Consider the following 24,541-nt stretch of genomic DNA (forward strand, 5'->3'; position numbering starts at 1 on the left):
TTCGCGTTCAAGCGAGCGCGGTGTCCCCGCACGACGAACTTCTCAAAGCCTATCAGTGCGGCCAAATTGGGCCGCACCGCGGCGAAGCTGCGGCGATGGTTCGATCATTCGTGGCGGGTTGCCGCAATCGTGAACGTCACCAGCTCCGCTTGAAGCCGGCCGAGATGCTCTTGCTGGTGCCGCCCTGCGCGGTCTCGCTGACCGAGCCGGAGACGCTGAGACCATCCGACAGCTTCTGCTCGGCGCCGACCTTGCGCAGCCATTTGTCGTCGCCCGACGACAAGGTCTGTCCGGCGGTGACGCTGGTGCCGGTGTCGCCGATCGAGAGCCTGGCGGATTGCTCGGTGTCGAAGCTGCGGCTGGTCTTCGGCGCCGCGCCGGGAATCGGCACCATGCCCTGCTGGGTGACGTTGTAGCCGTTCTGCAGGGTCAGATTGTAATGATCGATCGGCACCGCCTTGGTGATGGTGGTGCCGAGCCGGCTCTGATCCGAGCCGGGATCGACGCGGGCCTCGATGGCGGTCTTGTCCCAGATCGCGCCGGCGCCCGGCGCGGTGACGGCCGCCCAGGCCGAGCCGCCGGACTCCGGAGCATTGCCGCCGTTCTCGGCCTTCTCCGCCAGCAATTCCGACATCGTCGTCGGCTGCCGCGCGACCGTCATGTCGGCGCCGACGCGGGCGTCCCAGAACGGCGACACCGACTGCTTGACCGACACGCCCGAGGCAAGGCTGCCCTTGTTCTGGTTCGACCAGTCGAGCGCGGCGGCCGTCTCGGCGGCGGCCTTGCGCTTCGCCGCGGCAGCGGCCTCGGGACGGTCGAGGAAGGTGGTGTCGTCGATCGCGAGCTGGCTCCAGTCGAGCTTCTCGACGTCGATGTCCTGCATCGGGTCGGCTGCCGCCACCTGGTCCTCGGACTTGTCCTCGTCCTCGGGCTCCGGCGCGATCTGCTGCCACGGCGCGATCTGCAGCGGCTGCGGCGCCTGCATCAGCGTCTGCGCATCGGCGGCGGACGCAAGAAGCCCGAAGCCGGCCGTGAAAACCGCCAGCGCGCAACCATACGATGTCATGAGAGCAACCCCCGCCGCCCGAACCTGTGTGCCGGAATATGGTGGAATCTTGGCGCAAAATTATGGCTGCGCCAGTCACGATGTGTTGGGTTGCCGGTGACTGTGACCACAATCCAACAGGCAGGGCGGCTCAGGCGAAGCTGCCGATGCGCGGCAGGTCGATCGGGCGGCCGAGCGTCTGCTCGACCAGGTCGAACGTATCGATCAGGATCCGCAGCCGGGCGAGCTTGCCGGCGCGGAATTGCATGAATTGCGCGAGCCGCGCCGTGATCGGCTTGTCGGAATCCTGCGCTGTCATCGCGCAGCGGACCATGGTCGCCGCGCTGGTCTCGTCCAGCATCAGGGTCTCGCGCTCGAGCCGCCGGATGCTCACATGGTCGGCGATCTGCCTGACGGCGTCGAGCACGGCGGCGCGGCCGTGCCGGGCGCCGAGGAAGGGAAACATGTCGATCGGGCCGTAGATGGCCCAGTCGATGTCGTCGTCGAGAAGCGCGGCGAAATCGTCGAAATGGCGGTCGTTGATCGCGCCATGCAATGCGCGCGACAGACGCCAGAGGCTGTGCTCCGTCATCGGGTCGGGATCCTGAACTGGCTTGCGAGGGGGCGCGCCGGCCTTGAGGCGACGTCGAAACGACGTCGCGCCGGGGCGCCGAATCTATCTCTCTTACGCCTCACATAAATCAACCACCTGCGCGCGCAACGGTTGTTTTTGCATTGCACAAATGCGCGCCGCTACCGGTCCCGCGCGCGGGCGCCGGGGCCCTCAGCGTCCTTCGTGCTGCAACCGCTGCTGCGCGATCGCGACCTCGTGCTCTCGGAAGGCGGCCAGGCCGAACAGGGTGGCGCCGGCGAGACCGCCGATCAGGGCGCCGAGCGGCATGAAGGTGAAGAACACCAGCATGCCCGCATAGCCTTCGAATTCGCTGGTGTTGAACAGCTCGATCCAGGCCAGCCCCAGCCCGATGCCGATCGTCGCGCCGCCGACGACGCCCATCACCAGTCCGGCCATCGCCAGGAATGCTATTCTCATGTCACCAATGCCCCGTATACCACCGCTGATGGGGTGCGGAGCCGGGGCCACAGGTTCAAGGCAATGAGGCCGCCGTCGGTGACGTTTGCGTGATCGGCCGGTCCGGGCGCTAGTCCGCGACGGCCGTGCCGGCCTCAGGGCCGGGCGGCACCCGCGATCAGCAGCCGGCTGAGATCGCATTCGAGCACCTGCTGCACCAGGTCGTAGGTGTCCATGATCTCGCGGATGCGGGCGACGCGGCCGTCGCGCAGCGTATAGAACGCCGCGAGGTCGTACTGCACGATGCGGTCGTTGTCGCGCTTGCGCAGGAAGATGCGCAGATCCACGGCGACCTGGTCGCCTTCGCAGATCATGGTCTTGATCTCATGCCGGACGTCGGCATAGCGGCTGCGCGCGGTCTCCCACATCTGCCGCACCTCGGCCTTGCCCCGGCGGCCGCCGAGATGGGGAAAGATGTCGATCGGCGCGGACGCGAAGTGCTCGAGGTCGTCGGTGCAATGCGCCAGCACGCTGTCGAAATCACCGGCGGCATGGGCCTCGAGCAGCCTGCGCACACGCTGCTTGTTGATGTGCTCGATCATCCTGTCTCCACTGACGGGACTACCCGCGTCGGCGATGTCGTTCTGGAGATGCCGGCGCGCGGCCGTCAACCACCTGTGTAACCGTCGGCCAGCTCTATGCGCCGGTACGGTGAACGGAAGCTTGGCGGGTGATCGCGTCACGATCATGTCTGGGGGGCGTCTCTCAGCTCATCCAGCTGATCTCTCAGCTTCTGGGTCATCACCGCGCGCGACAAGGTTCGCGCAACGCGTCATGCCGGTTGCGAGCCGGGAACCGGCCCGCGGCGTCGCCGTTACCCCGCACCAATCCAAGCGGAGCTCGATCATGACGATGTCGATCACGAAGACCATGCTGGCCGCCTCGGTCGCAGCGCTGGCCCTGCTGTCGACGCAGGCCGCCGAGGCCAAGGGGTGCATCAAGGGCGCCATCGTCGGCGGCGTCGCCGGCCATTATGCCGGTCATCACGGCGTGCTCGGCGCCGCCGCCGGCTGTCTCTACGGCCGTCACCGCGCCAAGGAGCAGGAGCGTCAGCAGCAGCAGGGCCAGGTCAACGGGCAGGGCCGGACCTAGTCGATGCGGCGCGCCGCTCGTCTGCGGCGTGCCTCCGCCTCGGCCCGGAGACGGTGCCCCGCCTGACAGGTCTCACGGTCCGCGCCGGACGTGGCGGCTAGACGGGAGCGGTCTGGTCCTCGACGAGGGCCGCCGCAACCGGATGTCCAGGCCATGCTCACCGTCGCCTCCCCCAGCACCTCCGCGCCGAAGGCGGCGCTGCTCAATTTGCTCGAAGGCATGGCGCTGACCGCGCTGTTCCAGGCCATTCCGACCTACGCCGGCGCCGCGCTGATCCTCAAGCTCGCGCACAGCACCGCGCTGCGGCCGGGGATCATCGGCTTCGTCGCGAGCGCGACCATCATCCACGTGCTCATGACCTCGGCGGCAGGCCCGCGCTTTCAGCGCATGCTCAGGCAGGCCTACGCGGCGGAGTTCTACGAGGCGACGCTCGGCCTCGCCGACAATGTGCTGCGCTGGCGTATCAAGCCGGAGGGATCGCTGCAGCTGCTGAGCTCGACGGTGATGCTGGCGCTGCTGTCGGTCGCGGTGCTGGCGATGGGGTGAGGCGGGCGCCGTCCCGCGAAGCATGGCGTCAGCTTCGGCGCAGCGCTCGTGTGCGCCGCGGCTCGTCCGACACGTCGGCGAGGATGGCGGGTGTCTGTCTCAACCAACTCCATCGTCGTCCCGGCGAACGCCGGGACCCATACCCCCAGGGAGCGGTTTGAGGCAAATTGGTCATGGGCATTTTGCCCATCACGTCCGCCGCGGCGTATGGATCCCGGATCGGCGCCGCGACGCGCTGGCGCGCGTCACGGCTTGTCCGGGACGACAGCGGTGGGTTTGGCGGATTTACGATTCAAACAGCGATCGAGTTGAAGACATGAGGACGTGATCTCGCGGCGAGATTCGCCCGAGTGATGCATCGAACACGTCCCTCGCAAATCATGCAGAGGGCGCAGGGAATGCCGGGTGAAGGCCTCACCCATGGCCCGCCTGCGAAAAAAGTGCAGGCGGCAGGTACCACAGGCAAAGCCGATTCAACCGGCATTCCCTGCGCGACGGTCTTCACGCTTATACGCAGTCTCCCTGGTGCGCCGGGCTTGTTGGCCACCATCCCCAGCGCAATGCGCTAGCATTGCGCCAGGTTGATACCAGCGTCGGGGTATCAGGACGCTGCGACTTCACGTCCGTGCCAAGCCGTTCGTCGGCGCATCCGAAGACACGCTGCGACTTGATCGCGGCCATCGCATCCCCACCTCGCGTGTCGTGACGATCGCGCGCTACGCCCCTCTGCGGTGAGGCGGGATGCGCGGAGATAATCATGATTTCCGATAAAACGCAATATGTTTTTATTTTTCGGAATAAGCGCTGGGTCTTTCGCTTGTCAGGCCGGTTATCTGGCGGAGCTGGTTCGGTTGCCTCAGGACCGCTCGGCATCCTGAGGCCAATGAAAAAATCGCTGTCTCGATTTGAGGGCGGAGTGTCGCTGAAGTGATTGCCTCGTGCCGAGCAGCCCTCTGCAGCCTTCTCGCGAGGGCAACCGTCTTGCTGGCGTTATGGCCACTGGCGGCAAGCGGTCTGCCGACTGAAATCCTCGCCTATATCTACAATGTAAGGCTTCGTCGGTCACGGCGAGGAAATCGCCTCAACAGTTAGGCGCCTCTCCCCCCCCCCCCCGACTACTCGGATAGTTTGATTTTAAAAATCTACAATCTATGATAGATTTCGGACGTTTGAAGTTGTAAAGGGCCGCCGAGGCTGTTCTGAGATGACAGCGTCGGTCTGATGCACCCACGTCCTATTGATTTTCAGGAATGAATACTGGCGAAGGACTAACGGATGTCTATGCAGACGGTATCGTCGGGATCCACCGGTGGAGGCGCTGGTTCGAAATCATTGAGTGGCTTCGCGGTTCAGATGCAGGAACAAGAGTTCTGGTGCTGGGCTGCCGTGAGCGCGAGCGTCGCCATCTTCTACGGTGCGGTCAATCGGACACAATGCGAAGTTGCTTCAGGTGAACTGGCACCTTTGGATTGCTGTGGGGTGGATGCGAGCGGTGCATGCAATCGGGCGTGGTACCTGGACCGCGCGCTCACTCGCGTTGGTCACTTTGCCGGTCTCATTCTCTCCGACATATCCTTCGCGGACCTCGTGAGCGAAATGAATGCTGATCGGCCATTAGGTTGCCGGATACAGTGGGCCGGCGGCTTTGGCGCCCACTTTGTCGGAGTGGGCGGATGGTCCCGGGATGGTACGGGCCTGGAGTATGTGGAGGTTCACGATCCATTTTACGGCTTCGTTCAAATCGCATACAACGATTTTTGCTCGTCTTACCGTTCTCCCGGAGACACATGGACGCATACGTATTTTACTTCTGCAACTCCTAGCCCCGTGGCCGGCGGCCCTGTCGCGGACGCTCCGCTTTCGGCGTAATGGGATCGTAAAAAGGGACTCCCGATATGACTATTGTCAGTCGTCTTGGTCCGTCTGGCGGGGTGGCTGCGGTGAACGCCGCTCTCCCGCATTTGTTGTCCAGGGGCCCTCGAAGCAGCAGTTCTACGCTCGGCGGCGCCAAGAAAGTTCATAACAAAGGTGCGATCCCGCTTTTTCTGATTAGTCCAGCAGACGCACTAAAATCTGATTTTCTGCACAAGAGCGATCCCACGGCGTGGCGATATCCGATCGTTTGGGCAGGCGGCATAGCCTTGGCTGATGTCCGAGCCGATAAAGCTCCTCCAAATCTCTCAGCGCTTATTCGCGGACCTGTGGCCGAGCGCTTTTTCAAAGCGACGGAGATAGTGAAGCGGGAGTATGAATCCTCGAGTAAAGAGTATGAGGTCAGAGCGCTGGAGGTGCCTGCAATGTATGTGACGGCACTATGGCTACATGAGGCTCGCGGGTTTGAGGATATTTTCTTTCCAATAGCAGAAGGCAAAATCGAGCCAAGCATAGATGGCAGAAGTATAGAAGATGATCCGCATTTCCTCGATCGACTGAAAGAAGCGGCACAAGATCGCTTCGCTATCGCCGTCCCGTCTTCTCCTCATCGACGCGGTTTCTAGAATTGTTGCGGTCGACTCAATAGTCGCGCATGATTTGATGATCTCGTTTAATCAGTGTGGCTTTCCGTAAGGTTTGTGTTCACCGCTTCTTCCACCCGCCCCGCTTCCCCGGCGCGCCGCCGGTCGAGCGTGGGGCCGGGCCGAATTCGGGGCCGGACTCGCGGGAGTTGGTCGGCTGGATGATCTTGCTGCTGCTGCCGAACGGCTTTGCCGGCAGCTTGGCGTTGGGGCGGTAGGGCAGGGATTCCGGGCCGTGCATCTCGTCGAGATGGGGCTTGTGGACTTTGGAGCTGGTGCTGCGTGAGGCGCCGCCGGTGATCTCGTCGACCGAGGGCAGCAGTGGATCGTGGTCGCGAGACTTTGCGCCGCCACGACCGCCGCGACTCGCGGGCCCCCCTCCCTGACCCTCCCCCACGAGGGGGGAGGGAACGGAGGGACCGCCGGCGCGGCTTGATGAACTGCGGCTGGAGCCACCCCGGCCCTTCAAGGCCGCCGTCGGCAAATTGGCGGCGTCGCCGTATTTCTTGGTGCCGGCGTAGGCGCCGGCCTTGCCCTGGACGGTGCGCTGCTTGGCGGTGGGGTCGTCGACGACGGCGAGCTCTGTGGCGCGGAGGCGCTTGACCTCGTCGCGGAGGCGGGCCGCTTCCTCGAAGTTCAGGTCGGCGGCGGCTTCGCGCATGCGGGTTTCGAGGTCGGCCAGGACGGCCTCGAAATTGTGCCCGATCGAGATGACGTCGTCGGTGGTGGTGCCGCCGCCGGTCTCGATCAGCACGTGGTCGCGCTCGTACACCGAGTTGAGGATGTCGCCGATCGACTTCTTGACGCTCTCAGGCGTGATGCCATTGATGGTGTTGTACTCGACCTGCTTCTCGCGGCGGCGGTTGGTCTCGGCGATGGCGCGCTCCATCGAGCCGGTCATCTGGTCGGCGTAGAGGATCACCTTGCCGTCGACGTTGCGCGCGGCGCGGCCGATGGTCTGGATCAGCGAGGTCTCGCTGCGCAGAAAACCTTCCTTGTCGGCGTCGAGGATGGCGACCAGCGCGCATTCGGGAATGTCGAGGCCCTCGCGCAGCAGGTTGATGCCGACCAGCGCGTCGAACGCGCCGAGGCGGAGATCGCGGATGATCTCGATGCGCTCGATGGTGTCGATGTCACTGTGCATGTAGCGGACGCGGATGCCCTGCTCGTGCAGATATTCGGTGAGGTCTTCGGCCATGCGCTTGGTCAGCACCGTGATCAGCGAGCGATAGCCCGCCTGCGCGGTGGCGCGGACCTCGCCGAGGAGATCGTCGACCTGGGTGCGGGCAGGGCGGATGTTGACCGGCGGATCGATCAGGCCCGTGGGGCGGATGACCTGCTCGACGAACACGCCGCCGGCCTCGTTCAGCTCCCAGCCGCCGGGGGTCGCCGACACCGCCACGGTCTGCGGCCGCATCATGTCCCACTCCTCGAACCGCAGCGGGCGGTTGTCCATGCAGGACGGCAGGCGGAAGCCGTATTCGGCCAGGGTCGCCTTGCGGCGGAAGTCACCGCGGAACATGCCGCCGATCTGCGGCACCGTGACGTGGCTCTCGTCGGCGAACACCAGCGCGTTGTCGGGGACGTATTCGAACAGGGTCGGCGGCGGCTCGCCGGGCAGGCGTCCGGTCAGATAGCGCGAGTAGTTCTCGATGCCGGCGCAGCTCCCCGTGGCCTCCATCATCTCCAAGTCGAAGGTGGTGCGCTGCTCCAGCCGCTGCGCCTCGAGCAGGCGGCCCTGCGCGTGCAACTGGTCGAGCCGCACCTTCAGCTCGGACTTGATCGACTTCATCGCCTGCACCAGGGTCGGGCGCGGCGTCACATAGTGCGAATTGGCGTAGACCTTGATGAACTCCAGCTCGTCCTGCTTGTGGCCGGTGAGCGGATCGAACTCCTCGATATTCTCGACGGTGTCGCCGAACAGGTTCACGCGCCAGGCGCGGTCCTCATAGTGCGCCGGGAAGATGTCGATGACGTCGCCGCGGACGCGGAAGGTGCCGCGGGTGAAGTCATGTTGCGTGCGCTTGTATTGCAGTGCGACCAGGTCGGCAATCAGCTGGCGCTGGTCGATGCGCTCGCCCTTCTTCAGCGCGAAGGTCATCGCGGTGTAGGTCTCGACCGAGCCGATACCGTAGATGCAGGACACCGAGGCGACGATGATGACGTCGTCGCGCTCGAGCAGCGCGCGCGTCGCGGAATGGCGCATGCGGTCGATCTGCTCGTTGATCGAGGAATCCTTCTCGATATAGGTGTCGGTGCGCGGGACGTAGGCCTCGGGCTGGTAGTAGTCGTAATAGGAGACGAAGTACTCGACCGCGTTGTCGGGAAAGAAGCTCTTGAACTCGCCATAGAGCTGCGCGGCCAGCGTCTTGTTCGGCGCCAGGATGATGGCCGGGCGCTGCGTCGCCTCGATCACCTTCGCCATGGTGTAGGTCTTGCCGGAGCCGGTGACGCCGAGCAGCACCTGGGTGCGGTCGTTGCGCTGGATGCCCTCGACCAATTCCTTGATCGCCTGCGGCTGGTCGCCCTTGGGCTCGTAGGCGGACTTGATCTCGAAGCGGACGCCGCCTTCCGACTTCTCCGGGCGCGGCGGACGATGCGGCGTCCATATCTTGAGCGACCCGTCGTCCTTGCGGAACTCGGGACGGCCCTCGCGGATCAGCGACTCCAGCGCTTCCGCCGTGGCCTTGACGCCGAGCGCCTCCATCTTGCTGCGCGGCGGACGGGCGAGCGCTTCCTCGTCGTCCTCGGCGGTGGGCAGGCCGAGCTGCCGCGCCAGTTCCGGATCGAGCGTCGGGATGGTGGCGGCGGTGCCGTAATTGGCCTGCGGCGCTTCGGCGAGGCCGGAAGCGCCAGTGTTGTCAGAGGGCGCGTCCGCTTGCGCCGCGGCGCTCCCTCCCCCCTTGTGGGGGAGGGGTGGGGAGGGGGGTACTCCGGCACGAGCTGCGTCTGAGTCGTCAGCCAGCGCGGGAGGCGGCGCAGGTCGCGCTGCCACGCTCTCCTCCTCTCCCCCTTGCGGGGAGGAGGCGGGGGTGGATTCACGGGCAGTGTTGCTTGGGGCACCCCCCTCCCCAGCCCTCCCCCACAAGGGGGGAGGGAGCGCAGCGTCCTGCTGGGCTGAAGCTCGTGACGTGTCACGGACGGACGACCGCTCCCCCGCCGGCTGCGGATTCGGCCGCAGCGGCATGGGCCGCGCCGACGCGTCGCCGGTCGCGACATCCGCGCTCCTGCCCTTGGTCGACGCCCGCGCGCGATGCGCGGCGGCCTCGCCGCCGCTGCGGCGGTCCCAGGAATTGTCCGGCGGAGGCTGCAGTCCCGTTGAGGAACCGATGCCGCTCTCGCCGCGGTTGATGGCGGGATTGAGCAGCTCGGCGAGCGCGGGCCCGATCGGCTGCACGTCGGGCCGGTGCGCTTTCGATTTCGGAGTTCGGCCGGGCTTCTTGGGGGTGTCGGGGGTCTTCGCCATCGCCCGAATATGGGACGGATGAGGCCGACTTGAAAGAGTGATCGGGCGCCCCCTCCAGCCCTGCTGACAGCATGGTGGCAGCAGGACGCCGCGATGCGCATGCGCGCGGACGACCACGCGCGTTCAATGAGCGCGATGGCGTTCCCGCGACGCCGTGCCGATGGTCAATGCCGGGTCGGCTGCTCGACGATGTCGAGATGCACGCCGTGGCAGGCGACGCATTGCAGGGCCCAGTACTCGGAACCGCCGCGGCCGTTGATGACGCTCAGGACGCTCAGCTCTGCATCGCAGTCCGGGCATCGCGTACGCACCGAAAAAGCGAGGTGTTTGACGGCAGGCTCAGCCATGAATTGCAGTCCGCATTACGAATACACTCGGCATTTCGAATTGGCGTTTGGAATGTTGGCTTGGAACCGTCTGGCCGCGCGGGTGGACTCTCGGGGACTTCACTCTCGGAGATTGTTCCACGTCGCGCTATCCGTCTTTTCCCGGGGTTCGGTCGATATCCTCCGTCGCGTGCCTCAAAGTGCGCCGAATCGGTTTGCAGGTGTCAGCCCCACCGCTTGCGAAAGCGGTCGATATGGCTTTTCGCGTCGGCAATCGCCATGTCCGCATCGGACCAGGCGAAGCCGACTTCGAGCGAGGGGAACGAAACGCCATTGATCACCACCGGGGTCATGTCCGCGCGGCGGATCCGCGCGTGCCACAAGCCGCGTCCTGCTTCGAACGGCTCGATGGCGAAGTCCTCGTACAAATACGTCATTGCGCAGTCCTGGATGTCCCGAACGGCAACGACAGCATGAATTGGTCCGATCATTTGTGAACAGGTTCACACGTCCGCGTCTTTTTTGATCGCGTCCCTGCGTTGAGAATTCCGGGTCGCGGGCTGTGACGCCGCGCGCATGATCCAGCGCCGGAACGCGGCGAAATCACGTTGGCCGGCCTGGAAATGTCGGTAGACAAGATACCAGCGCTCGCCTTTCGGGACGGTCAGTGCGAACGGTGCAACCAGGCGTCCCGCGGCGAGATCGTCGTCGATATAGGGCCGGATGCCCATGGCGACGCCGAGACCGTCGATTGCGGCCTGCAGCGCATGTCCATAGTACTGGAACTCAGTGCCGCGCGCGCTGACGCGCGTGATGCCCGCGGCCTTCAGCCACAGCGCCCAGTCCTCGGCGGCGTGCGACACCCGCAGCAGGCTCGGTCCCTTGAGATCCGCCGGCTTCTTCAAGGTCGCGGCGAGCCGCGGCGTGCACACCGGCACGAGATCGGCGGCGAACAGCGGCTCGGCGACGAGGCCCGGCCAGGCGCCGTCGCCGAGCTTGATGCCGCAGCTCCAATCGTCGCCGAACGGCACCGCCGCTCCGCCGGTGGTGATGCGGACCTCGATGTCCGGCTGCTCGGTGCTGAAATCGGCGAGCCGCGGGATCAGCCATTTCATCGCGAAGGTCGGCCCGACGCCGAGCGTCAGCACCCGCATCGACGACGGCGCCATGATCTGCGCGGTCAGGCTCGACAGCGCGTCGAAGATCGGCGTCAGCCCGCTCTGATAGGCGCGGCCGGCGGCGGTCAGCGCCAGCCGGTTGGCCTTGCGCTCGAACAGCACCACGCCGAGCCGCTGCTCGAGCAGGTTGACCATGCGGCTGATCGCAGCCGCGGAGACGTTGAGCTCGCTGCCTGCCGCGGCGAAGCTGCCGGTGCGCGCCGCCGCCTCGAACGCCTTGATGCCGTTGAGGAACAGCAGCCGTCTCATCGCGCCCTCAGGAAAACTGATGGAGGGCAAGATAACTCGGTTTGTGCCGATATCGCCAGTGCGACAAATTGCATGGCGAGGAGCTCAGCCATGACACCCGCCCTGATTGCAGCGCTCGGATTGCTGATGGTGGCGACGGCGTTCCTGTCGGGCCTGTTCGGCATGGCGGGCGGGCTGATCCTGATCGGCGTGCTGCTGGCGATCATGCCGCTGCCGGCGGCGATGGTGCTGCACGCGGCGACGCAGATGGCGTCGAACGGCTGGCGCGCGGTGCTGTGGCGCCGGCACATCCGCTGGCGGCCGGTCGCGGTGTATCTCGTCGGCTGCGCGCTGGCGCTCGGCCTGTGGTCGCTGATCCGCTACGTGCCGGACACGCCGATGGCGCTGCTGCTGCTCGGCATCACGCCGTTCATGGCGCGGCTGATGCCGCCCGGCCTGAAGCCCGATCCGGACAGTGTCTGGCAGGGCGCGATCTACGGCACGATCTGCATGGGGCTGATGCTGATGACCGGCGTGTCCGGGCCGCTGCTCGACACGTTCTTTCTCGGCGCGCGGTTCGACCGCCGCGCGATCGTCGCCACCAAGGCGACGTGCCAGGTCGCGAGTCATCTCACCAAGCTGATCTATTTCGGCGGCATCATCGACCAGGCCGCGGGCCTCGATCCGGTGCTCGCGCTCGTTGCGGTGGCGGCGTCGATGCTCGGCACCAGCCTGGCGCGGCGGCTCCTGGAGGCGATGAGCGAGCAGCAGTTCCGCATTTGGGCCACCCGCATCATCACGGCGGTGGCGAGCTATTACATCCTCTATGGCGGCTGGCTGCTGCTGGCCGCGCAGAGCGCGGCGGCGGAGTAAGGCGAGCATGGCCGTATCGGCAGATCCCCTGGTGCTGGACTTCGTCGAGTGGATCGCGCGCGCGCCGCGCCGCCACGCCGAGGTGGTGGCGACGTGGCGGACGAGCTGCCCGCGGCTGACGGTGTGGGAAGATGCCGCCGATCTCGGCTATGTCACGCGCGAGGCGATCGCGGGCGTCGGCATCTTCATCGTCGTCACCGACGCCGGCGCGCAGCTGCTGCGCGACAACGGCCGCGTGGTGCGCTAGAACGGTCCGGACGTGGAGGAAGGACCGGGAATGGCCGTGAAGCTGTATGAACTCGTCGGGACCGATGCGGGCCGCCCGTTCAGCCCGTACTGCTGGCGCACGCGGATGGCGCTGGCGCACAAGGGGCTGAGCGCGGATACGATTCCGTGGCGCTTCACCGAGAAGAGCGCGATCGCCCCGCATGGCTCGGAGAAGGTGCCGGTCATGCTCGACGGCGACCGCGCGGTGGCCGATTCCTGGGCGATCGCCAACTACCTCGAGGACAGCTATCCGGACCGGCCGTCGCTGTTCGGCGGCGCCGGCGGCCGCGCGATGGCGCGCTTCATGAATGCCTGGGGCGACATCGCCATCGTCGGCGGCATCTTCCCGCTGATCATCGCCGACATCCCGAAGAACCTCGCCGCCGCGGATGCCGACTACTTCCGCAAATCGCGCGAGGCGCGGTTCGGCAAGAGCCTCGAAGAGGTCATGGCCGCGCGCGACCAGGCCGTCATCGGCTTCCGCAGGTCGTTGGAGCCGCTGCGCCAGACCTTGAAGACGCAGGCCTTCATCGGCGGCGCTGCGCCCGATTATGCCGACTACATCGTGTTCGGCGGCTTCCAATGGGCGCGCGTGGTGAGCCCGTTCCGGCTGCTCGAGGAGAGCGACAGCGTCCATGCCTGGCGCGAGCGGCTGCTCGATGCGTTCGACGGGCTGGCGCGCAAGTCGCCCGGCCACCCGGTCTAGCTAGGGAGCCGCCGCGGCCGGCGCTCGCGCCAGGCCGCCAGCCCGTCGGCGAGATCGCGGCTGCCGACCAGGCCGGCGAACTGCTCGCCCTCGACCTGCAGCCCTTCGCCGATCGTCATGTTGAGCCCGCGCGTCGCGGCGGTGACGATGCTCCCGACCGTGTCCGGCCCATGGCGGATGATGCGCTGTGCCAGCGCCCGCGCCGCCGGCAACAGCCCGTCGTGCGGCACGACGGCGTTGACGAGGCCGATCTCCAGCGCGCGCTGCGCCGGGAAGGCGTCGCCGGTCAGCAGCAGTTCGAGGCCGCGCTTGCGGCCGACCAGCCGCGGCAGCCGCTGCGTGCCGCCGAAGGTCGGCGGCATGCCGAGCCTGATCTCGGGCTTGGCGAAGCTGGCGCGCTCGCTCGCCACCGCAAGATGCACCGCCTCGGTGATCTCGCAGCCGCCGCCGAAGGCGAGCCCGTTGACCGCCGCGATGACCGGCTTGCGGAACGCCTCAAGCCGCGCCGTCATCGCCTGGCCGCGCCGGACGAAGTCGCGCAGCGCCGCGGCACGCCCCTGGCGGACGCTCGCGGTGAATTCGTCGATGTCGGCGCCGGCTGAGAAGGCGCGTTGCCCGGCGCCGGTGAGGATCACGGCCCTGACGCCGGCATCGGTCTCGATGCGGTCGAGCGCGGCCATCAATCGATCGATCAGCGCGTAGCTGAGCGCGTTCAGCCGCTGCGGCCGGTTCAGCGTGATCAGTGCGATGCGGTCGGAGATGTCGAGCAGGATGAGGTCGGTCATGGCGTCTCGCAGGCTGAAGGGTGGAGCAGGCGGAGACTAGGCGCCGCGGCCGCCGAGGTATATTCACTGGTCAGTATACATTGACCGAGCGCCGCCATGCCCCGTTCCTCCGATCCCACGCCCGCCCGCATCGTCGCCGCCGCGAGCCGGCTGTTCTATGCCGAGGGCATCCGCGCCGTCAGCGTCGATGCGGTGGCGGAGAAGGCCGGGGTCACCAAGAAGACGCTGTACTATCATTTCCGCAGCAAGGACGATCTCGTCGCGGCCTATCTCGCCGCGCGCGACCAGCCGAACCTGGCGCTGTTCAAGCGCTGGTTCGACGAGACGGACGGTGCGCTGCCCGACAAGATCGCCGGGATCTTCAACCAGCTCGCGCGCGCCGCGCGGCATCCGAAATGGCGCGGCTGCGGCTTCCTGCGCACCACCGCGGAGCTCGCCAATCTGCCCGGCCATCCCGCCATCAGGATCGGCGCCGCCCACAAGAAGAAGTTCGAGGCCTGGCTGCAGGCGATCTTCGCAGAGCAGGGAATTGCCGAAGCGGGCGTGCTCGCCCGCCAGATGCTGCTGCTGCTCGACGGCGCGTTCGCCGTCGTGCTGCTGCATCGCGACCCCAGCTACATGGAAACCGCGGGCGCGGCGGCACGGACGCTGGTCGCCGCGGCCCTGCCGAAGGGCAAGCGGTCCGCGTCGCGCGCAACCCTCAGCCGGCGCAGCCGCGTCCCCTGACCTGTTCGCCGCGGACGACCGTGGCGACCATCTGGCTCGCCATGCCGTCGAAATCGGATGGCTTGATGTAGCCGGCGGCGTAGGCTTCCTGCGTGAGCCGTTCGATCCTTCGATCCTCGGCGGTCGTCCATACGCCGGCGATATAGGCGGCGCCGGCCGGACCATAGGTCTCGGGGTAGCGCTCGCTCTGGTTCTGCCGATGATAGTAGTAGTGGTTGAGACCGCTGATGAAGTTGTCGCGCTTGGCGCCGCAGCGGTCGCTCCAGGCGAGGTCGAGCGACTTCAGCGCGTCTTCGCGCTGCGAGCGCCGGGCGTCCTCGGTGTATTTCTCGTGGTCCTGAAACTCCGCGCCGGTGACGGGCGGAAACGCCGCCGTGGTCGGCGCGTCTGTCAGGAACAGCCGTCCGCCGACCTGCCAGACGACGATGGCCGCAATGATGAAGATCAGCCGGTTCATGGCAGCGCCCGTTTGCTATCGCCGGTCCCGTTGCGCCTGCCTCGTCCGGCACACCGCCGACTCGTCGGACCAGAAAGCGGGTCCGGCGAAGTGCGGGACCTCCTCGCGCACATCAGCCGGAAAGTCCGCCTTGGTGATGCCCTTCTCCTCGAAGGCTTCGAACAACGCCTCCTTCACGCGCTGATCGAGCGGCGTGCCGACGCTGTCGGCCGCCTCCCGAAGCGATTTGTCGGTGCAGATTTTCGCGCCCCAGAACTGCCGCTTGCAGTCCAGCTTGGCAACATAGGCCCGCGTGTAGGCCGTCAGTGCGTCGACCAGGTTCTGCTTCATGGTTGTGTCGCAGGGCGACAGCTTGTAGGCCGTCGCGGCCTGCAACGCGTCCATGCGTAAAACGTCCAGCTTGGGATTCTTGTCGCTCTGCGAGGTGTGCTGCGCGAGCCACGCCTTGCGCTCGAACTCCTTCGATTCTGGGCCGCCGAAGGTCCTGTCGACCGTCGGGGAGAGGGGAGCCACGACCGCCACGGTCCCGGGCGTCGGCGCAGCGAGATTTGATGCGGCTTCAATCGAAGCTGTCTGCATCATGCCCCGCCACGGTCCATCCGGAAGCGGAAACCCCCTGACCGCCCAACTCACACCAGCGAACGCAGCCAAGAATGCCGCACCTGCGGCGCCAATGAATCGCAACATGAAATAAGCCCATCCACCAACGCCGTGCACGGTAGGGCGTGCGGGTTAATGCATCCGATAGGGCCGTGGGCACCGGCGCAACGACGTGAACCGATTGTGACCATGTTCGGTCGCGTTTGAAGACAATGGCAAAGCTGTACGGCCGCTTCACAGGCCGCGGATCTGACGTCACATCCTGGCGGGCAGCACCGAACGGCGCGCGAGCAGCGCCATGGCGGCGTCGAGATCCGGCAGCACGGCCGCCGCATTCGCCCGCGAATGATCGTTCGGCGCCACGATGTCCGGCACCATCAAGGTGATCGCGCCGGCGGCGTACGCCGAGGCGACGCCGGGATTGGAATCCTCGATCGCGACGCAGGCTGGCGCGCGCGTCCGCAGCCGTTCCGCGGCGAGCAGATAGAGGTCCGGATGCGGTTTGGCACGGGTCACGTCGTCGCGCGTCAGCACCGCATCGAAGCGGTGGTCGATGCCGGCGAGGCCAAGGTGTTCCGCCGCCGTGCGGCGCGAGGAGGAGGTCACGACGGCCTTGGGCAGCCCGACCGCGTCGATCGCGTCGAGCAGCGCGATGACGCCGGGTTTCAGCGGCATGCCCGCCTGCAGGATTTCGATGGTCTTGGCCGCGAACAGGCGGTTGACTTCGAGCAGCGGAAAATCGTCGCCGAAATGGTCGCGCAGGGTCTGCTCGTTGTCGGGTCCGGGAATGCCGATCATCGCGTGACAGAGCTCGACGACGCCATCACTATAGCCGAGCGCATTCAGCGCTGCGATTGCCGCTTCGAGATAGACCTTCTCGGTGTCGAGCAGCGTGCCGTCCATGTCGAGCAGGACGGCTTCGACGTGCCAGCGTGTCACGAGCCCGGCTCCGGTTCGCCGGCCAGCCTCTTGAGGCAATTGATGCACAGGCAGTCCTTGAACCGGGTCTGTCCGGTCTCGGGCAGCGGCAGGCGCACGGCCTCTTCGAAGCACCAGCAGGAGCCGCCGGGATCGCAGCTGAACTCCGCGCCGCACGACTCGCAGATGAGTTGCCGCGCGGCCACGTCTGCTAAACGATTTGTCACCTTCGGAACCACGTCCGATCCACCTCTTTTCATGTCCGGTTCATCTGCGCGGGCAAGTATAGTGCGTGACAATCTGCCGCGCCATCGCAGTCTGCGGTCGCGGCAGCAAACTGCTTCGGGAGCTCCCGTGATGACGGGCCGTTGGTGAGGATGAGGCATGGCGCGTGATGCCCAGGCGGCTCTTGTCGCATTGAATCGCTTCGGCTTCGGCGCGCGTGGCGGCGCCTCGGGCGATCTCGTCAATGCGGCGTCGGACCCGCGCGGCTTCGTCAAGGCCGAACTCGGCCGTCCCAATGGAGCGCTGCTGGAGGCGCCGGGCTTGCAGTCGACGCCCGCACTCGCCGCTGCCGTCTTCGCCTATCAGGACGAGGTCAAGCGGGCGCGTGAGGCCGCGAAGTCCGAGGCCGCGCCGCAGGAGCCATCCAGTCAGACGCGCGGCCTGTCCACGAGCGGCGCGGACAAAGCCATGGCCGCGCCGCCCTCGGCAGCCCCGGCGGCCGGTGCCGACCCCGCACCCGCGATGCAGGGAGCGCCGGCAAAGCCCGCGCAGGCTCAGCAGCCGCCCAACGTCGTCCAGAAGACGTTCCGTGCCGAAGCGCTGGCGCGGCTGCAGCGCGCCGTGCTCGCCGATTGCGGCTTCACTGAGCGCCTGGTGGCGTTCTGGTCGAATCATTTCTGCATCTCAGCGGGCAAGGGCGAACTGGCGCGGATGTGGGCTGGCGCGTTCGAGCGCGAGGCGATCCGGCCGCACGTGCTCGGGCGCTTCGCCGACATGCTGAAGGCGGTCGAGCAGCATCCGGCGATGCTGTTCTTTCTCGACAACCAGGAATCGCTCGGACCGGACTCGCGCGCCGGCCAGAACCGCAAGCGCGGCCTCAACGAGAATCTCGCGCGCGAGATCATGGAGCTGCACACGCTGGGTGTCGGCGGCGGCTATAGCCAGGAGGACGTGACGTCGCTGGCGCGCATCATCACCGGCTGGAGCTTCGCCGGCCGCAACGCCCGCAACGCGGCGCCCGGCAGCTTCGTGTTCAATGCCAATGCGCATCAGCCGGGGCCGCAGACTCTGCTCGGCAAGGTCTACGGGGATGATGGCCTCGCCCAGGGCGAGGCTGCGCTCGCCGACATCGCGCGGCATCCGTCGACTGCGAAGTTCATCGCCACCAAGCTCGCGCGCCATTTCGTCGCCGATGATCCGCCGCCCGCGCTGGTCGCGCGGCTCGAGGCCGTATTCAAGAAGAGCGACGGCGATCTGAGAGCGGTGACGCTGGCGCTCGTCGATGCCGATGAAGCCTGGTCGGCAGCGCTGACCAAGATCCGCTCGCCTTATGAGTTCCTGGTCGCGGGCGGCCGGCTGCTGGCGCGCGTGCCCGAGGATCCCGGCTTCTATCTCAATTCCCTGAACATGCTGGGACAGCCGCTGTGGGCGCCCGCAGGGCCGAACGGATTCGCCGATACCATCGCGATGTGGGCCGCCCCCGAGGGCATGAAGCTGCGGCTGGACATCTCGGCGCAACTCGCCGCGCGTCTCGGCAACAATCTCGATCCCCGTGATCTGCTCGATCTCGCCGCGGGAGACGCGACTTCGACGGAGACGCGGCGCACGATCGAGCGTGCGGAATCGCGCCAGCAGGCGCTGGCGCTGCTGCTGATGTCGCCGGAATTCCAGAGGAGATGACGATGGACCGGATCGCGACCTCGCTGTTGACCTCGCGTCGCCACCTGCTGCTGGCAGGCGCGTCCTTTGCCGCCTGGGGCTATCTGCCGAAATTCGCGCGGGCCGCCGATCGGCGTGATCCACGGCTGATCGTCGTGATCCTGCGCGGCGCGCTCGATGGGCTCGCCACCGTGGCGCCGGTCGGCGATCCCGACTACGCCGGGCTGCATGGCGCGATCGCGCTGACGACGGCGGGACCAAATCCGGCGCTGCCGCTCGACTCGTTCTTTGCGCTGCATCCGGCGATGCCGGAATTCGCGCGCATGTATCGCGACAAGCAGGCGGCGGTGATTCACGCGGTCGCGACACCGTATCGCGAGCGCTCGCATTTCGATGGCCAGGACGTGCTCGAAAGCGGCTTTGCCGGTCCCGGCCGCGTGCAATCGGGCTGGCTGAACCGCGCAGTCGAGGCTCTGCCACGCGGCCCCCGCGTCTCGGGCGCGCTCGCGGTCGGCCCAACGGCGCCGCTGGTGCTGCGCGGCGCAGCACCCACCGTCGGCTGGGCGCCGGTAACCTTGCCGCAGGCCGATGACGACACCGCGACGCGGCTGGTCGACCTCTATGCGCATCGCGATCCCGCATTGGCGTCTGCGCTGGCGCAAGGCCTCAAGCTCGACAAGGTCGCGTTCGGTGACGACATGAAGCCGAAGCCGGGCGGCAACCAGATTGCGGCAATGCGCCAGGTCGCGCGCGGCGCGGCGAAGCTGATCGCGGCGGATGATGGTCCGCGCATCGCGGCGCTGGCGTTCGACGGTTGGGACACGCATGCCAATGAAGGCGGCGCGGTCGGCCGGCTGGCGCAACTCCTGTCGGGTCTCGATGGTGCGCTCGCCGAGTTCGAGAGCGGGCTCGGCCCGAGCTGGCGCGATACGGTCGTGATGGTCGCAACCGAGTTCGGGCGCACGGCGAAGATCAACGGCACGCAAGGCACCGATCATGGCACCGGCACCGTCGCCCTGCTCGCCGGCGGTGCGGTCAGGGGCGGGCGAGTGATCGCGGACTGGCCGACGCTGAAGCTGGCGAGCCTCTATCAGGGACGCGATCTTGCGCCGACCGCGGATCTGCGCGCGGTGTTCAAGGGCGTGCTCGCCGATCATCTCGGCATCGGTGAGCACGCCCTCGGCGGCGCGGTGTTTCCGGACAGCGCGGCCGTGAAGCCGATCAAGGGGCTCGTGGCGTAGGGATCGCTTGCGCCCTGTCCTGATCGGGTCCCGTAGCGTTCAATGTCGCGGCATCAGCGGCGATTGCCGCAGGCGCATTGCATCGCGAAGTCTGCTACTCCCTGGCCTGCGGCATTCATCCCTCAGGAGATCAGCATGTTCATCGCCATGAATCGTTTTCGCGTTGCCAAGGGTTCGGAGGCCGCCTTCGAGCAGGTCTGGCTGTCGCGCGACAGCCATCTCGACAAGGTGCCGGGCTTCGTCGAGTTTCACTTGTTGAAGGGACCGGAAGCCGAGGACCATACGCTCTACGCCTCGCACACCATCTGGGCGTCGAAGGCGGCGTTCGAGGACTGGACCAAGTCCGAAGCCTTCCGCATGGCCCACAAGGGCGCCGGCGACAACAAGCCGCTCTATCTCGGCCCGCCGCAGTTCGAGGGCTTCGAGGTGAGGCAGACGGTGGGTGGGAAGAAGTAGGACGTTGCTCGGGATTTGGATTCGAGCTGCCGCTGCGTAGCCGGTATGCTCCCTCTCCCCGTTCTTCACGGGGAGAGGGTTGGGGTGAGGGGCAGCGGCACGGGTGGTGGTCGTCGCGCTCGCCCGGTCTCGTCAGCTCGTGCTGTATTGCAGTCTCAACGGCTTCAGCACGATGAAGACCTGCGATGAGGTACGGCACATGCGAGGACCAGATCTGAAATCCGTCGGTCTTGCTCGGCGGCTCCGCACTGCCCAGACGAACGCGGAGAACACGCTGTGGGATAAGATACGCAGCCGTCGGCTGGATGGTCACAAGTTTGTTCGGCAGCTCCCGGTCGCAGAATATATCTGCGACTTCATTTGTCGAGAGAGGCGCCTCATCGTTGAAATTGACGGGGGACAACACAGCGAGTCTAAGCAGGATGTTGTTCGCGATCGCCGTTTAGCGGAGGAAGGCTATCGGGTTCTTCGCTTTTGGAACAACGATGTCCTAGGAAATATCGAAGGCGTTCTGACGCTGATTCAAGATGAGCTGACGCGTGAGTAGTGGGCGCTCTGGCAAGGCTGCACCGCCCGATCCGCTGCCCCTCACCCCAGCCCTCTCCCCGTGAAGAACGGGGAGAGGGAGCCCACCGATCGCACGGCAGCATCTCGCTTTCCGCTCTCAGAGGTGGCCACGCCAAAAAAATGCGGCCCCGGTCAGAGACGGCGACTGACGGGGACCGCTGAAACGCGTGACCGGTGACGGGGGATGATCAGGCGCTCAATGGAGCGTAGGCCTGCCCCGTGACGGCGGCGTGACACCGCCCGTTCACAGCGCCTTGCGATAGACGATGAAGCCCGAGCGCTCGGCGATCTTGTCGTAGAGCGGCTGTGCCGTGGTGTTGGTCTCGTGCGTCTGCCAATAGACCCGGGGCGCACCGGCCTGTCGCGCTTCGCGGTAGACCGCCTCGATCAGCGCCCGGCCGACGCCCTTGCCGCGGGCGGCCTCGCTCGTGAACAGGTCGTTGAGATAGCAGAGCGGCCCGATCGTGGTGGTGGCGCGATGAAACAGGTAGTGCGCCAGGCCGATCAGCTCGCCGCCGCTCTCGGCGACCAGGGCATGCACCGGCTCGTCGGCATCGAAGAAGCGCGACCATGTCACGGCGGTCACCTCGCTCGGCAGCGCCGTCGGCCCCGAACGGCCGTAGAAGGCGTTGTAGCCGTCCCAGAGCGGCAACCAGCGATCATGATCGTCGCGCGCGATGGCGCGCACAGTGAGGGCTTCGTGCATGAAGGCTTCGCCGTCCGTTTGAATCTCGACGGACCTTCGATACGCGCAGCCGCGCTCGCGATCAATCCGGGACGGGCGGCACCGGCTCGGTGGCGGGCGGCCGCACCAGCTCGACATAGACAGACCGATCCTCCTCGGTCAGCGGCGAGAACGAAAGCTCGCCCCGCCGCTCGATCAGGATCAGCAGTGACGCCGCCAGCAGGATCGCGAGTGCCAGGGTCACGGCAACGATTACGACCGTTGATTTCATCGCCATTTTGTGCGCGAGACAATCATCGCCTGTTGTCGCGAAAACCGCGAAGGGTTGTCAAAATGGCTTCCTGCTAAGCGGGCATCGACAAGAGGGCGCGGATCGACACCACCGCGATGGTGACGCTGACACCCAATGAGAGCGTGCTGGCCGCGATCGTCGCGACCACGGCGGTGGTCAGGCTCGGCGACAGGGTGAGCGTCGCGTCGTCGTGAAAGCCGCTGACGGGCGCCGGGAGCTCTCGGCGGAGGTCCGGCGCTAGCGGCCATGCCTGGCCGCGAACCCAACTGAACTTCGGAACGGAAGCAAGACGCCACCCGGACATGAAGTCGAAATCCCTTACCCATACATCCGCGAGCGAATCACTCGCAGAGGTAAATTCTAAGGTCGCGCTGGGCAGGATTGCGGCGGCAAATCAGAAAAAAGGGCAGAAACATGGCGTCGGCGGTGATCGTTCCCGCCATCGCGTGTATTTTCCCCGCTGTTCTACGGATAGTCGGTAGTCTTACGGTGAACGTGTCAGCCGTAGTCGGCAGCAATGCCTGCCGAATCGATCAGCGCCGGCTGCCAGTCCATCGCGACGAAGCCGGGCGTCTGCTCGACACGGCGCAGCCAGCTGCGGATCTTCGGGAAGGTCGACAGATCGAAGTCGCAGCGATCGGCGACATGGGTGTAGCCGTAGAGCGCGATGTCGGCGACCGTCAGCTGCTTCGCGGCGAAGTAGTCGTTGCTCTTGAGATGATTCTCCATCACCTGCAGCGCGGCATAGCCGCGCTCCATCCAGTCCTCCAGCGCATGGGTCTGCAGGTCGCGGCCGCCCTTGACCAGCAGCAGCCAGAAATAGGCGGCGCCGATGTTCGGCTCGAGCGCATGCTGTTCGAAGAACATCCACTGCAGCGCTTCGGCGCGCTCGATGCGCTGCTCCGGCACCAGCGGCGTGCCGCCGGCGACATACCAGAGGATCGCGTTCGATTCGGCGATGAAGCGGTCCTCGCCGACCTCCAGCAGCGGCACCTGGCCGCTGGGATTCTTGGCGAGAAAATCCGGCGTGCGGCTCTCGCCGCGCAGGATGTCGATCTCGATCGCCTGATAGGGCGCGTTCAGAAGCGCGAGCGCAAGGCGGACCTTGTAGCTGTTGCCTGACCGCTGCATCGAATAGAGCTTGTACATCCGGCCGGTTTCGAGTTCGAGGAATCAAGGGTTGGACGCATCGCGCATCCGGACGCCAGATCGTCCCGCAATGCGGCCAGACAATGATGCCGATGAGCGCAGGCTGCAAGAGCCGGCGGATGGAAAAAGTCGAAATGCGCTACTGCACTGCACTCTCGAATAACAACTTTCCAATAGATTCAAACAATCGAGATCACGCCTGCGCGATGCGCGCCTGTCCACCGATCTCGACGGCGCGATCGGTGAGTGCGCGGCGCAAGGTCAGCGCGAACAGGGTGATCAGAACGATGAGGCCCAGCGGTATCGTCGTCAGCCCGGCGACGCTGCGCGAGAGCAGCGGCACGATCCAGGCGGCCGCGAGCACGCTGAGCTCGTAGTCGCGAAAGCCGTTCGCGAAGCCGTGCCGGACGAAGAAGATGATCGCGACCGCAACGACGACGAGGTCGTAGTCGAGCACATAGGGCGTCGCCAGCAGGCTCGCGCTCGCCAGTGCCGACGCCTTGAGATCGAACGCAGCCTCGCTCTGCCACAGCCAGGCAAGTCCGGCCGCGAGCGACAGCGCCAGCAGGCTCTGCAGCGCATAGGCGGATCTGATATCGGCGCCCCAATGACGCGCGGCCGAGAACACCGACTGGATCTTCTCCCAGCCGGTGCCGCCTTGCTCGAGCACGACGCTCTGTGTGAAGGTCATCGACTGGAAGAAGGCGTGCCAGACGTCGTTGCCGAGCGCGGCGAAGCTGATCGCGACCAGCGCGGCCACCGTGGCGGTTGCCGCAGCAATCGTCGGCCAGCGAGCGCCTGCGAGCAGCGCCACGGGAATGAGGACGCCGAATTGCGGCTTGTAGGCGAGCAGGCCGATCAGGATGCCGGCCGTCCACGGCCGGCTGCGCTCCATCAGCAACAGCGCGCCGCCGAGCAGCGCCGCGGTGAAGAACGCGTTCTGGCCGTGACCGATGTTGACGAACACGGCGGGAAAGGCGGTCGCGACCAGCAGGGTCTCGGAACGCGGCAGGATCGCGCGCATGACCGCGAGGTACGCGAGCAGGCTCGACACGACCCAGAGCGCGAGCCCGCCGGCATAGGGCAGCAGGGCGGTGATGGCGGCGATCGCGAAGAAGAAGGGCGGGTAGTGCCAGCCGAAGAACGGCACGTCGCGGCCGTCGAACACGGCCTTTTCCATCGCATGCTGCAGCGGCGGATCATAGGCGTCGGCCGCCTTGCCCTGAAGGGTCAGCACGCCTGCCGCATAGACGTTGGAGAAGTCGGTACCGATCGGCTTGCCGTTGCGGTCGATCAGGCCATCGGACAGCGCGATCCAGCCGGCGATGGCCACGATCGTGACCGCGAGCAGGATCCAGCTGTAGGACTTGATCCGCGTGGCCGTCAGCCAGTCGCCGGATCGCAGGGCGTACCCGATATTGGTCATTTCGGCCTGAAACTCTGGACAA

The 24,541-nt window shown here is 66.2% G+C and carries 31 protein-coding genes; 13 read left to right on the forward strand and 18 right to left on the reverse strand.

All coding sequences use genetic code 11. The annotated features are described in order from the left end of the window. Positions 1 to 136: 136 nt before the first annotated feature. The 4 genes from ACQR2C_RS12685 to ACQR2C_RS12700 all read right to left on the reverse strand — a co-directional run bounded on the left by ACQR2C_RS12685 (position 137) and on the right by ACQR2C_RS12700 (position 2,677). Positions 137 to 1,066: a hypothetical protein gene (locus ACQR2C_RS12685; RefSeq protein ID WP_434881261.1), complete on the reverse strand. Its 930-nt coding sequence runs from the start codon at positions 1,064 to 1,066 to the stop codon at positions 137 to 139. Positions 1,067 to 1,196: 130 nt separating this feature from the next. Then, the gene (locus ACQR2C_RS12690) at positions 1,197 to 1,637 is read right to left on the reverse strand and encodes a nuclear transport factor 2 family protein (protein ID WP_316217510.1); all 441 of its coding nucleotides are present in this window, start codon (positions 1,635 to 1,637) and stop codon (positions 1,197 to 1,199) included. A 192-nt stretch (positions 1,638 to 1,829) separates the two neighbouring features. Further along, entirely contained in the window at positions 1,830 to 2,096 is a 267-nt protein-coding gene (locus ACQR2C_RS12695; protein ID WP_315803283.1) for a hypothetical protein, read from the reverse strand. A gap of 134 nt (positions 2,097 to 2,230) precedes the next feature. After that, entirely contained in the window at positions 2,231 to 2,677 is a 447-nt protein-coding gene (locus ACQR2C_RS12700) for a nuclear transport factor 2 family protein (RefSeq protein ID WP_316217508.1), read from the reverse strand. A gap of 328 nt (positions 2,678 to 3,005) precedes the next feature. Here ACQR2C_RS12700 and ACQR2C_RS12705 point away from each other — a divergent pair, with 328 nt between their 5' ends. The 5 genes from ACQR2C_RS12705 to ACQR2C_RS12725 all read left to right on the forward strand — a co-directional run bounded on the left by ACQR2C_RS12705 (position 3,006) and on the right by ACQR2C_RS12725 (position 6,271). After that, the gene (locus ACQR2C_RS12705; RefSeq protein ID WP_315714380.1) at positions 3,006 to 3,227 is read left to right on the forward strand and encodes a hypothetical protein; all 222 of its coding nucleotides are present in this window, start codon (positions 3,006 to 3,008) and stop codon (positions 3,225 to 3,227) included. 153 nt (positions 3,228 to 3,380) lie between these two features. After that, positions 3,381 to 3,773, forward strand: a complete 393-nt coding sequence (locus tag ACQR2C_RS12710; RefSeq protein WP_434881262.1) for a hypothetical protein — start codon at positions 3,381 to 3,383, stop codon at positions 3,771 to 3,773. 757 nt (positions 3,774 to 4,530) lie between these two features. Then, positions 4,531 to 4,704, forward strand: coding sequence for a hypothetical protein (locus ACQR2C_RS12715; RefSeq protein WP_316217505.1), 174 nt, complete (start codon positions 4,531 to 4,533; stop codon positions 4,702 to 4,704). A gap of 344 nt (positions 4,705 to 5,048) precedes the next feature. Continuing rightward, positions 5,049 to 5,642, forward strand: coding sequence for a papain-like cysteine protease family protein (locus ACQR2C_RS12720; protein WP_434881263.1), 594 nt, complete (start codon positions 5,049 to 5,051; stop codon positions 5,640 to 5,642). Between the two features lie 26 nt (positions 5,643 to 5,668). Next, entirely contained in the window at positions 5,669 to 6,271 is a 603-nt protein-coding gene (locus tag ACQR2C_RS12725) for a hypothetical protein (protein WP_434881264.1), read from the forward strand. Positions 6,272 to 6,350: 79 nt separating this feature from the next. Here ACQR2C_RS12725 and uvrB read toward each other — a convergent pair whose 3' ends face one another. The 4 genes from uvrB to ACQR2C_RS12745 all read right to left on the reverse strand — a co-directional run bounded on the left by uvrB (position 6,351) and on the right by ACQR2C_RS12745 (position 11,508). Then, entirely contained in the window at positions 6,351 to 9,755 is a 3,405-nt protein-coding gene (gene uvrB, locus ACQR2C_RS12730; RefSeq protein ID WP_434881265.1) for an excinuclease ABC subunit UvrB, read from the reverse strand. A gap of 164 nt (positions 9,756 to 9,919) precedes the next feature. Continuing rightward, positions 9,920 to 10,102, reverse strand: a complete 183-nt coding sequence (locus ACQR2C_RS12735; protein WP_315714095.1) for a hypothetical protein — start codon at positions 10,100 to 10,102, stop codon at positions 9,920 to 9,922. A gap of 203 nt (positions 10,103 to 10,305) precedes the next feature. Continuing rightward, positions 10,306 to 10,518, reverse strand: coding sequence for a hypothetical protein (locus tag ACQR2C_RS12740; protein WP_315803493.1), 213 nt, complete (start codon positions 10,516 to 10,518; stop codon positions 10,306 to 10,308). 66 nt (positions 10,519 to 10,584) lie between these two features. Then, positions 10,585 to 11,508 (reverse strand): LysR substrate-binding domain-containing protein, encoded by a 924-nt coding sequence (locus ACQR2C_RS12745; RefSeq protein ID WP_315803292.1) that lies wholly within the window; start codon positions 11,506 to 11,508, stop codon positions 10,585 to 10,587. Positions 11,509 to 11,598: 90 nt separating this feature from the next. Between ACQR2C_RS12745 and ACQR2C_RS12750 the strand changes: the two genes are divergently transcribed. The 3 genes from ACQR2C_RS12750 to ACQR2C_RS12760 are packed head-to-tail and all read left to right on the forward strand — an operon-like array spanning position 11,599 to position 13,333. Further along, a complete protein-coding gene (locus ACQR2C_RS12750; RefSeq protein WP_434881266.1) occupies positions 11,599 to 12,360 on the forward strand; it encodes a sulfite exporter TauE/SafE family protein in 762 nt (253 codons plus the stop codon). Between the two features lie 7 nt (positions 12,361 to 12,367). After that, positions 12,368 to 12,607 carry a hypothetical protein gene (locus tag ACQR2C_RS12755; protein WP_316177581.1) on the forward strand — a complete coding sequence of 80 codons (240 nt, stop codon included), beginning with the start codon at positions 12,368 to 12,370 and terminating at the stop codon, positions 12,605 to 12,607. Positions 12,608 to 12,637: 30 nt separating this feature from the next. Continuing rightward, the gene (locus ACQR2C_RS12760; RefSeq protein ID WP_434881267.1) at positions 12,638 to 13,333 is read left to right on the forward strand and encodes a glutathione S-transferase family protein; all 696 of its coding nucleotides are present in this window, start codon (positions 12,638 to 12,640) and stop codon (positions 13,331 to 13,333) included. Here ACQR2C_RS12760 and ACQR2C_RS12765 read toward each other — a convergent pair. After that, positions 13,330 to 14,118: a crotonase/enoyl-CoA hydratase family protein gene (locus ACQR2C_RS12765; RefSeq protein ID WP_434881268.1), complete on the reverse strand. Its 789-nt coding sequence runs from the start codon at positions 14,116 to 14,118 to the stop codon at positions 13,330 to 13,332. The two genes, ACQR2C_RS12760 and ACQR2C_RS12765, sit on opposite strands and share 4 nt — an antisense overlap. A 96-nt stretch (positions 14,119 to 14,214) precedes the next feature. On the opposite strand from ACQR2C_RS12765, the gene ACQR2C_RS12770 reads away from it, so the two are divergent. Further along, on the forward strand, positions 14,215 to 14,844 hold the full coding sequence (locus tag ACQR2C_RS12770; RefSeq protein ID WP_434881269.1) for a TetR/AcrR family transcriptional regulator: 630 nt from the start codon (positions 14,215 to 14,217) through the stop codon (positions 14,842 to 14,844). Here ACQR2C_RS12770 and ACQR2C_RS12775 read toward each other — a convergent pair. The 4 genes from ACQR2C_RS12775 to ACQR2C_RS12790 form a co-directional block, all read right to left on the reverse strand. Continuing rightward, complete coding sequence (locus ACQR2C_RS12775; protein WP_316217497.1) at positions 14,819 to 15,301, reverse strand: hypothetical protein; 483 nt, start codon at positions 15,299 to 15,301, stop codon at positions 14,819 to 14,821. The genes ACQR2C_RS12770 and ACQR2C_RS12775 overlap by 26 nt on opposite strands. Positions 15,302 to 15,316: 15 nt before the next feature. After that, positions 15,317 to 15,814, reverse strand: coding sequence for a hypothetical protein (locus ACQR2C_RS12780; protein WP_316217496.1), 498 nt, complete (start codon positions 15,812 to 15,814; stop codon positions 15,317 to 15,319). A 342-nt stretch (positions 15,815 to 16,156) separates the two neighbouring features. Beyond that, positions 16,157 to 16,840: an HAD family hydrolase gene (locus ACQR2C_RS12785; protein WP_315803300.1), complete on the reverse strand. Its 684-nt coding sequence runs from the start codon at positions 16,838 to 16,840 to the stop codon at positions 16,157 to 16,159. Further along, entirely contained in the window at positions 16,837 to 17,058 is a 222-nt protein-coding gene (locus ACQR2C_RS12790) for a cysteine-rich CWC family protein (protein WP_315803301.1), read from the reverse strand. Before ACQR2C_RS12790 ends, ACQR2C_RS12785 begins: the two co-directional genes overlap by 4 nt. 145 nt (positions 17,059 to 17,203) lie before the next feature. Here ACQR2C_RS12790 and ACQR2C_RS12795 point away from each other — a divergent pair, with 145 nt between their 5' ends. The 4 genes from ACQR2C_RS12795 to ACQR2C_RS12810 all read left to right on the forward strand — a co-directional run bounded on the left by ACQR2C_RS12795 (position 17,204) and on the right by ACQR2C_RS12810 (position 20,947). Beyond that, positions 17,204 to 18,724 (forward strand): DUF1800 domain-containing protein, encoded by a 1,521-nt coding sequence (locus ACQR2C_RS12795; protein ID WP_434881270.1) that lies wholly within the window; start codon positions 17,204 to 17,206, stop codon positions 18,722 to 18,724. Continuing rightward, positions 18,721 to 19,944: a DUF1501 domain-containing protein gene (locus ACQR2C_RS12800; RefSeq protein ID WP_434881271.1), complete on the forward strand. Its 1,224-nt coding sequence runs from the start codon at positions 18,721 to 18,723 to the stop codon at positions 19,942 to 19,944. The genes ACQR2C_RS12795 and ACQR2C_RS12800 overlap by 4 nt, the downstream gene beginning before the upstream one ends. Positions 19,945 to 20,079: 135 nt before the next feature. Continuing rightward, on the forward strand, positions 20,080 to 20,400 hold the full coding sequence (locus tag ACQR2C_RS12805) for an antibiotic biosynthesis monooxygenase family protein (protein ID WP_316217492.1): 321 nt from the start codon (positions 20,080 to 20,082) through the stop codon (positions 20,398 to 20,400). Positions 20,401 to 20,503: 103 nt separating this feature from the next. Next, the gene (locus tag ACQR2C_RS12810; RefSeq protein ID WP_434881272.1) at positions 20,504 to 20,947 is read left to right on the forward strand and encodes an endonuclease domain-containing protein; all 444 of its coding nucleotides are present in this window, start codon (positions 20,504 to 20,506) and stop codon (positions 20,945 to 20,947) included. 264 nt (positions 20,948 to 21,211) lie between these two features. On the opposite strand, the gene ACQR2C_RS12815 is transcribed toward ACQR2C_RS12810, so the two are convergent. The 5 genes from ACQR2C_RS12815 to ACQR2C_RS12835 all read right to left on the reverse strand — a co-directional run bounded on the left by ACQR2C_RS12815 (position 21,212) and on the right by ACQR2C_RS12835 (position 24,519). Continuing rightward, on the reverse strand, positions 21,212 to 21,673 hold the full coding sequence (locus ACQR2C_RS12815) for a GNAT family N-acetyltransferase (RefSeq protein ID WP_434881273.1): 462 nt from the start codon (positions 21,671 to 21,673) through the stop codon (positions 21,212 to 21,214). A gap of 61 nt (positions 21,674 to 21,734) precedes the next feature. Continuing rightward, a complete protein-coding gene (locus ACQR2C_RS12820) occupies positions 21,735 to 21,929 on the reverse strand; it encodes a hypothetical protein (RefSeq protein ID WP_434840259.1) in 195 nt (64 codons plus the stop codon). 67 nt (positions 21,930 to 21,996) lie between these two features. Further along, positions 21,997 to 22,248, reverse strand: coding sequence for a hypothetical protein (locus ACQR2C_RS12825; protein ID WP_316237589.1), 252 nt, complete (start codon positions 22,246 to 22,248; stop codon positions 21,997 to 21,999). A gap of 194 nt (positions 22,249 to 22,442) precedes the next feature. Next, positions 22,443 to 23,093, reverse strand: a complete 651-nt coding sequence (locus ACQR2C_RS12830; protein WP_315803309.1) for a glutathione S-transferase family protein — start codon at positions 23,091 to 23,093, stop codon at positions 22,443 to 22,445. A gap of 193 nt (positions 23,094 to 23,286) precedes the next feature. Then, positions 23,287 to 24,519: a glycosyltransferase family 87 protein gene (locus ACQR2C_RS12835; protein WP_434881274.1), complete on the reverse strand. Its 1,233-nt coding sequence runs from the start codon at positions 24,517 to 24,519 to the stop codon at positions 23,287 to 23,289. Positions 24,520 to 24,541 lie beyond the last annotated feature (22 nt).

It is taken from the genome of Bradyrhizobium sp. HKCCYLRH3061 (genome assembly GCF_051168015.1).
GTDB lineage: Bacteria > Pseudomonadota > Alphaproteobacteria > Rhizobiales > Xanthobacteraceae > Bradyrhizobium.

Excerpts from the sequence above, each read along its gene's own strand:
- ACQR2C_RS12685 (WP_434881261.1), bottom strand. The coding sequence starts at position 1,066 with ATGACATCGTATGGTTGCGCGCTGGCGGTTTTCACGGCCGGCTTCGGG.
- ACQR2C_RS12690 (WP_316217510.1), bottom strand. The coding sequence starts at position 1,637 with ATGACGGAGCACAGCCTCTGGCGTCTGTCGCGCGCATTGCATGGCGCG.
- ACQR2C_RS12695 (WP_315803283.1), bottom strand. The coding sequence starts at position 2,096 with ATGAGAATAGCATTCCTGGCGATGGCCGGACTGGTGATGGGCGTCGTC.
- ACQR2C_RS12700 (WP_316217508.1), bottom strand. The coding sequence starts at position 2,677 with ATGATCGAGCACATCAACAAGCAGCGTGTGCGCAGGCTGCTCGAGGCC.
- ACQR2C_RS12705 (WP_315714380.1), top strand. The coding sequence starts at position 3,006 with ATGCTGGCCGCCTCGGTCGCAGCGCTGGCCCTGCTGTCGACGCAGGCC.
- ACQR2C_RS12710 (WP_434881262.1), top strand. The coding sequence starts at position 3,381 with ATGCTCACCGTCGCCTCCCCCAGCACCTCCGCGCCGAAGGCGGCGCTG.
- ACQR2C_RS12715 (WP_316217505.1), top strand. The coding sequence starts at position 4,531 with ATGATTTCCGATAAAACGCAATATGTTTTTATTTTTCGGAATAAGCGC.
- ACQR2C_RS12720 (WP_434881263.1), top strand. The coding sequence starts at position 5,049 with ATGTCTATGCAGACGGTATCGTCGGGATCCACCGGTGGAGGCGCTGGT.
- ACQR2C_RS12725 (WP_434881264.1), top strand. The coding sequence starts at position 5,669 with ATGACTATTGTCAGTCGTCTTGGTCCGTCTGGCGGGGTGGCTGCGGTG.
- uvrB (WP_434881265.1), bottom strand. The coding sequence starts at position 9,755 with ATGGCGAAGACCCCCGACACCCCCAAGAAGCCCGGCCGAACTCCGAAA.
- ACQR2C_RS12735 (WP_315714095.1), bottom strand. The coding sequence starts at position 10,102 with ATGGCTGAGCCTGCCGTCAAACACCTCGCTTTTTCGGTGCGTACGCGA.
- ACQR2C_RS12740 (WP_315803493.1), bottom strand. The coding sequence starts at position 10,518 with ATGACGTATTTGTACGAGGACTTCGCCATCGAGCCGTTCGAAGCAGGA.
- ACQR2C_RS12745 (WP_315803292.1), bottom strand. The coding sequence starts at position 11,508 with ATGAGACGGCTGCTGTTCCTCAACGGCATCAAGGCGTTCGAGGCGGCG.
- ACQR2C_RS12750 (WP_434881266.1), top strand. The coding sequence starts at position 11,599 with ATGACACCCGCCCTGATTGCAGCGCTCGGATTGCTGATGGTGGCGACG.
- ACQR2C_RS12755 (WP_316177581.1), top strand. The coding sequence starts at position 12,368 with ATGGCCGTATCGGCAGATCCCCTGGTGCTGGACTTCGTCGAGTGGATC.
- ACQR2C_RS12760 (WP_434881267.1), top strand. The coding sequence starts at position 12,638 with ATGGCCGTGAAGCTGTATGAACTCGTCGGGACCGATGCGGGCCGCCCG.
- ACQR2C_RS12765 (WP_434881268.1), bottom strand. The coding sequence starts at position 14,118 with ATGACCGACCTCATCCTGCTCGACATCTCCGACCGCATCGCACTGATC.
- ACQR2C_RS12770 (WP_434881269.1), top strand. The coding sequence starts at position 14,215 with ATGCCCCGTTCCTCCGATCCCACGCCCGCCCGCATCGTCGCCGCCGCG.
- ACQR2C_RS12775 (WP_316217497.1), bottom strand. The coding sequence starts at position 15,301 with ATGAACCGGCTGATCTTCATCATTGCGGCCATCGTCGTCTGGCAGGTC.
- ACQR2C_RS12795 (WP_434881270.1), top strand. The coding sequence starts at position 17,204 with ATGGCGCGTGATGCCCAGGCGGCTCTTGTCGCATTGAATCGCTTCGGC.
- ACQR2C_RS12800 (WP_434881271.1), top strand. The coding sequence starts at position 18,721 with ATGACGATGGACCGGATCGCGACCTCGCTGTTGACCTCGCGTCGCCAC.
- ACQR2C_RS12805 (WP_316217492.1), top strand. The coding sequence starts at position 20,080 with ATGTTCATCGCCATGAATCGTTTTCGCGTTGCCAAGGGTTCGGAGGCC.
- ACQR2C_RS12815 (WP_434881273.1), bottom strand. The coding sequence starts at position 21,673 with ATGCACGAAGCCCTCACTGTGCGCGCCATCGCGCGCGACGATCATGAT.
- ACQR2C_RS12820 (WP_434840259.1), bottom strand. The coding sequence starts at position 21,929 with ATGGCGATGAAATCAACGGTCGTAATCGTTGCCGTGACCCTGGCACTC.
- ACQR2C_RS12825 (WP_316237589.1), bottom strand. The coding sequence starts at position 22,248 with ATGTCCGGGTGGCGTCTTGCTTCCGTTCCGAAGTTCAGTTGGGTTCGC.
- ACQR2C_RS12830 (WP_315803309.1), bottom strand. The coding sequence starts at position 23,093 with ATGTACAAGCTCTATTCGATGCAGCGGTCAGGCAACAGCTACAAGGTC.
- ACQR2C_RS12835 (WP_434881274.1), bottom strand. The coding sequence starts at position 24,519 with ATGACCAATATCGGGTACGCCCTGCGATCCGGCGACTGGCTGACGGCC.